This is a genomic window from Cytobacillus massiliigabonensis (assembly GCF_900199725.1).
Lineage (GTDB): Bacteria > Bacillota > Bacilli > Bacillales > Cytobacillaceae > Cytobacillus > Cytobacillus massiliigabonensis.
Genome location: NZ_LT904904.1, coordinates 83678 through 89120, shown reverse-complemented (window position 1 = coordinate 89120; position 5443 = coordinate 83678). Strand labels below are relative to the sequence as shown.

Here is a 5443-nt window from a genome sequence, read left to right as displayed (position 1 = left end):
GCCCGTAGCTCAATTGGATAGAGCGTCTGACTACGGATCAGAAGGTTATGGGTTCGACTCCTTTCGGGCGCGCCATTTAAAAACGGGAAGTAGCTCAGCTTGGTAGAGCACTTGGTTTGGGACCAAGGGGTCGCAGGTTCGAATCCTGTCTTCCCGACCATTCATATCTAATGGGGCCTTAGCTCAGCTGGGAGAGCGCCTGCCTTGCACGCAGGAGGTCAGCGGTTCGATCCCGCTAGGCTCCACCATAACATTTAAAAAGTTATTGACTTAACATTTTAAATGTAGTAATGTTTTAAAGTCGCCTTGAGTGACGAAGAAATAAAAATATTGCTCTTTGAAAACTGAACGAACAAAAACGTCAACGTTTATTATTTTTAGTCTTTTATCAAAAAGACATTTATGAGCTAATCAACTCACAATTTATTGGAGAGTTTGATCCTGGCTCAGGACGAACGCTGGCGGCGTGCCTAATACATGCAAGTCGAGCGAACTTGCGGGAGCTTGCTCCCAAAAGTTAGCGGCGGACGGGTGAGTAACACGTGGGCAACCTGCCTGTAAGACTGGGATAACTTCGGGAAACCGGAGCTAATACCGGATAATTCTTTTCCTCACATGCGGAAAAGCTGAAAGATGGCTCCGGCTATCACTTACAGATGGGCCCGCGGCGCATTAGCTAGTTGGTGAGGTAACGGCTCACCAAGGCGACGATGCGTAGCCGACCTGAGAGGGTGATCGGCCACACTGGGACTGAGACACGGCCCAGACTCCTACGGGAGGCAGCAGTAGGGAATCTTCCGCAATGGACGAAAGTCTGACGGAGCAACGCCGCGTGAGTGATGAAGGTTTTCGGATCGTAAAACTCTGTTGTTAGGGAAGAACAAGTACCGTTCGAATAGGGCGGTACCTTGACGGTACCTAACCAGAAAGCCACGGCTAACTACGTGCCAGCAGCCGCGGTAATACGTAGGTGGCAAGCGTTGTCCGGAATTATTGGGCGTAAAGCGCGCGCAGGCGGTCTTTTAAGTCTGATGTGAAAGCCCCCGGCTCAACCGGGGAGGGTCATTGGAAACTGGGAGACTTGAGTGCAGAAGAGGAGAGTGGAATTCCACGTGTAGCGGTGAAATGCGTAGAGATGTGGAGGAACACCAGTGGCGAAGGCGACTCTCTGGTCTGTAACTGACGCTGAGGCGCGAAAGCGTGGGGAGCGAACAGGATTAGATACCCTGGTAGTCCACGCCGTAAACGATGAGTGCTAAGTGTTAGAGGGTTTCCGCCCTTTAGTGCTGCAGCAAACGCATTAAGCACTCCGCCTGGGGAGTACGGCCGCAAGGCTGAAACTCAAAGGAATTGACGGGGGCCCGCACAAGCGGTGGAGCATGTGGTTTAATTCGAAGCAACGCGAAGAACCTTACCAGGTCTTGACATCCTCTGACAATCCTAGAGATAGGACTTTCCCCTTCGGGGGACAGAGTGACAGGTGGTGCATGGTTGTCGTCAGCTCGTGTCGTGAGATGTTGGGTTAAGTCCCGCAACGAGCGCAACCCTTGATCTTAGTTGCCAGCATTCAGTTGGGCACTCTAAGGTGACTGCCGGTGACAAACCGGAGGAAGGTGGGGATGACGTCAAATCATCATGCCCCTTATGACCTGGGCTACACACGTGCTACAATGGATGGTACAAAGGGCTGCAAGACCGCGAGGTTTAGCCAATCCCATAAAACCATTCTCAGTTCGGATTGCAGGCTGCAACTCGCCTGCATGAAGCCGGAATCGCTAGTAATCGCGGATCAGCATGCCGCGGTGAATACGTTCCCGGGCCTTGTACACACCGCCCGTCACACCACGAGAGTTTGTAACACCCGAAGTCGGTGGGGTAACCGCAAGGAGCCAGCCGCCTAAGGTGGGACAGATGATTGGGGTGAAGTCGTAACAAGGTAGCCGTATCGGAAGGTGCGGCTGGATCACCTCCTTTCTAAGGATGAAATGAAGTCTAACTTCATTAAAAGACGTTTTATTGTTCGTTCAGTTTTGAGAGAGTAATCCTTTCTCTATGTTTAACTAAATAATATTTTTCCGTTATATGGGCCTATAGCTCAGCTGGTTAGAGCGCACGCCTGATAAGCGTGAGGTCGATGGTTCGAGTCCATTTAGGCCCACCATTTCATAACGGGGCCTTAGCTCAGCTGGGAGAGCGCCTGCCTTGCACGCAGGAGGTCAGCGGTTCGATCCCGCTAGGCTCCACCAACATAACGAATCCGTTCGTTATTTTTTGTTCCTTGAAAACTAGATAATGTATATAAAGAAGAATAACCGAGTAATCGCCATCTTAGTTTTCTCTTATTAAATGATTTTTTATAATCAAAATAAGAGCACAAACCATGAGGGCAACAAGAAGCAAGTAGTTCAAGGAAACGATTGAGGAAACACCGGAACGTGCGTAGTTGGCACGTGAGGATGTTGACGAATGAGTTGACGCAGAAATACGCAGCTGATTGTTGACCGAAGTAGGTTAAGTTAGAAAGGGCGCACGGTGAATGCCTAGGCACTAGGAGCCGATGAAGGACGGGACTAACACCGATATGCTTCGGGGAGCTGTAAGTAAGCTTTGATCCGGAGATTTCCGAATGGGGGAACCCTCTATCCGTAATGGGATAGAATCTTTACCTGAATACATAGGGTAATGAAGGCAGACCCGGGGAACTGAAACATCTAAGTACCCGGAGGAAGAGAAAGCAAACGCGATTCCCTGAGTAGCGGCGAGCGAAACGGGATTAGCCCAAACCAAGAGGCTTGCCTCTTGGGGTTGTAGGACACTCTACACGGAGTTACAAAGGAACGAGGTAAATGAACAGGTCTGGAAAGGCCGGCCAGAGAAGGTAAAAGCCCTGTAGTTGAAACTTCGTTCCCTCCAGAGTGGATCCTGAGTACGGCGGGACACGAGAAATCCCGTCGGAAGCAGGGAGGACCATCTCCCAAGGCTAAATACTCCCTAGTGACCGATAGTGAACCAGTACCGTGAGGGAAAGGTGAAAAGCACCCCGGAAGGGGAGTGAAAGAGATCCTGAAACCGTGTGCCTACAAGTAGTTAGAGCCCGTTAATGGGTGATAGCGTGCCTTTTGTAGAATGAACCGGCGAGTTACGATTACATGCGAGGTTAAGTTGAATAGACGGAGCCGCAGCGAAAGCGAGTCTGAATAGGGCGAATGAGTATGTGGTCGTAGACCCGAAACCAGGTGATCTACCCATGTCCAGGTTGAAGTTCAGGTAACACTGAATGGAGGACCGAACCCACGCACGTTGAAAAGTGCGGGGATGAGGTGTGGGTAGCGGAGAAATTCCAATCGAACTTGGAGATAGCTGGTTCTCTCCGAAATAGCTTTAGGGCTAGCCTCATGTAGAAAGAGTCTTGGAGGTAGAGCACTGTTTGGACTAGGGGCCCCCATCGGGTTACCGAATTCAGACAAACTCCGAATGCCAAAGACTTATCCATGGGAGTCAGACTGCGAGTGATAAGATCCGTAGTCAAGAGGGAAACAGCCCAGACCACCAGCTAAGGTCCCAAAGTATACGTTAAGTGGAAAAGGATGTGGAGTTGCTTAGACAACCAGGATGTTGGCTTAGAAGCAGCCACCATTTAAAGAGTGCGTAATAGCTCACTGGTCGAGTGACTCTGCGCCGAAAATGTACCGGGGCTAAACGTATCACCGAAGCTGTGGATGGACATCTACCGATGTCCGTGGTAGGAGAGCGTTCTAAGGGCGTTGAAGCTAGACCGCAAGGACTGGTGGAGCGCTTAGAAGTGAGAATGCCGGTATGAGTAGCGAAAGATGGGTGAGAATCCCATCCACCGAATGCCTAAGGTTTCCTGAGGAAGGCTCGTCCGCTCAGGGTTAGTCGGGACCTAAGCCGAGGCTGAAAAGCGTAGGCGATGGACAACAGGTTGATATTCCTGTACCACCAAACTCCGTTTGAGCAATGGGGGGACGCAGGAGGATAGGGTAAGCGCACTGCTGGATATGTGCGTCTAAGCAGTTAGGCTGCAAGCGAGGAAAATCCCGTTTGCGTGAAGGCTGAGCTGTGACAGCGAGGGAAATATAGTACCGAAGTTCCTGATTCCACACTGCCAAGAAAAGCCTCTAGCGAGGATAAGGTGCCCGTACCGCAAACCGACACAGGTAGGCGAGGAGAGAATCCTAAGGTGAGCGAGAGAACTCTCGTTAAGGAACTCGGCAAAATGACCCCGTAACTTCGGGAGAAGGGGTGCTCTTTGGGGTGTTAAAGCCTCGAAGAGCCGCAGTGAATAGGCCCAGGCGACTGTTTAGCAAAAACACAGGTCTCTGCGAAGCCGCAAGGCGAAGTATAGGGGCTGACGCCTGCCCGGTGCTGGAAGGTTAAGAGGAGGGGTTAGCTCACGCGAAGCTCTGAATTGAAGCCCCAGTAAACGGCGGCCGTAACTATAACGGTCCTAAGGTAGCGAAATTCCTTGTCGGGTAAGTTCCGACCCGCACGAAAGGCGTAACGATCTGGGCACTGTCTCAACGAGAGACTCGGTGAAATTATAGTACCTGTGAAGATGCAGGTTACCCGCGACAGGACGGAAAGACCCCGTGGAGCTTTACTGTAGCCTGATATTGAATTTCGGTACAGCTTGTACAGGATAGGTAGGAGCCTTGGAAGCCGGAGCGCCAGCTTCGGTGGAGGCATCGGTGGGATACTACCCTGGCTGTATTGAAATTCTAACCCATGCCCCTGATCGGGGCAGGAGACAGTGTCAGGTGGGCAGTTTGACTGGGGCGGTCGCCTCCTAAAAAGTAACGGAGGCGCCCAAAGGTTCCCTCAGAATGGTTGGAAATCATTCGAAGAGTGTAAAGGCATAAGGGAGCTTGACTGCGAGACCTACAAGTCGAGCAGGGACGAAAGTCGGGCTTAGTGATCCGGTGGTTCCGCATGGAAGGGCCATCGCTCAACGGATAAAAGCTACCCCGGGGATAACAGGCTTATCTCCCCCAAGAGTCCACATCGACGGGGAGGTTTGGCACCTCGATGTCGGCTCATCGCATCCTGGGGCTGTAGTCGGTCCCAAGGGTTGGGCTGTTCGCCCATTAAAGCGGTACGCGAGCTGGGTTCAGAACGTCGTGAGACAGTTCGGTCCCTATCCGTCGTGGGCGCAGGAAATTTGAGAGGAGCTGTCCTTAGTACGAGAGGACCGGGATGGACGCACCGCTGGTGTACCAGTTGTTCTGCCAAGAGCATCGCTGGGTAGCTATGTGCGGAAGGGATAAGTGCTGAAAGCATCTAAGCATGAAGCCCCCCTCGAGATGAGATTTCCCATAGCGTCAAGCTAGTAAGACCCCTGAAAGATGATCAGGTTGATAGGTTTGAGGTGGAAGCGTGGTGACACGTGGAGCTGACAAATACTAATCGGTCGAGGACTTAACCA

The 5443-nt window shown here is 51.7% G+C and carries 4 tRNA genes and 2 rRNA genes; all 6 read left to right on the top strand.

Features of this window, described 5'->3' with window-relative positions:
- The first annotated feature begins 83 nt into the window (after nt 1-83).
- Nucleotides 84-160: transfer RNA gene (locus C1726_RS11815), tRNA-Pro, on the top strand.
- A 12-nt stretch (nt 161-172) separates the two neighbouring features.
- Nucleotides 173-248: transfer RNA gene (locus tag C1726_RS11810), tRNA-Ala, on the top strand.
- Between the two features lie 175 nt (nt 249-423).
- A 16S ribosomal RNA gene (locus tag C1726_RS11805) occupies nt 424-1974 on the top strand.
- Between the two features lie 110 nt (nt 1975-2084).
- Nucleotides 2085-2161: transfer RNA gene (locus C1726_RS11800), tRNA-Ile, on the top strand.
- A gap of 9 nt (nt 2162-2170) precedes the next feature.
- Nucleotides 2171-2246: transfer RNA gene (locus C1726_RS11795), tRNA-Ala, on the top strand.
- Between the two features lie 263 nt (nt 2247-2509).
- A 23S ribosomal RNA gene (locus tag C1726_RS11790) occupies nt 2510-5443 on the top strand.
- The 16S and 23S rRNA genes sit together here with 4 tRNA genes alongside, the layout of an rRNA operon.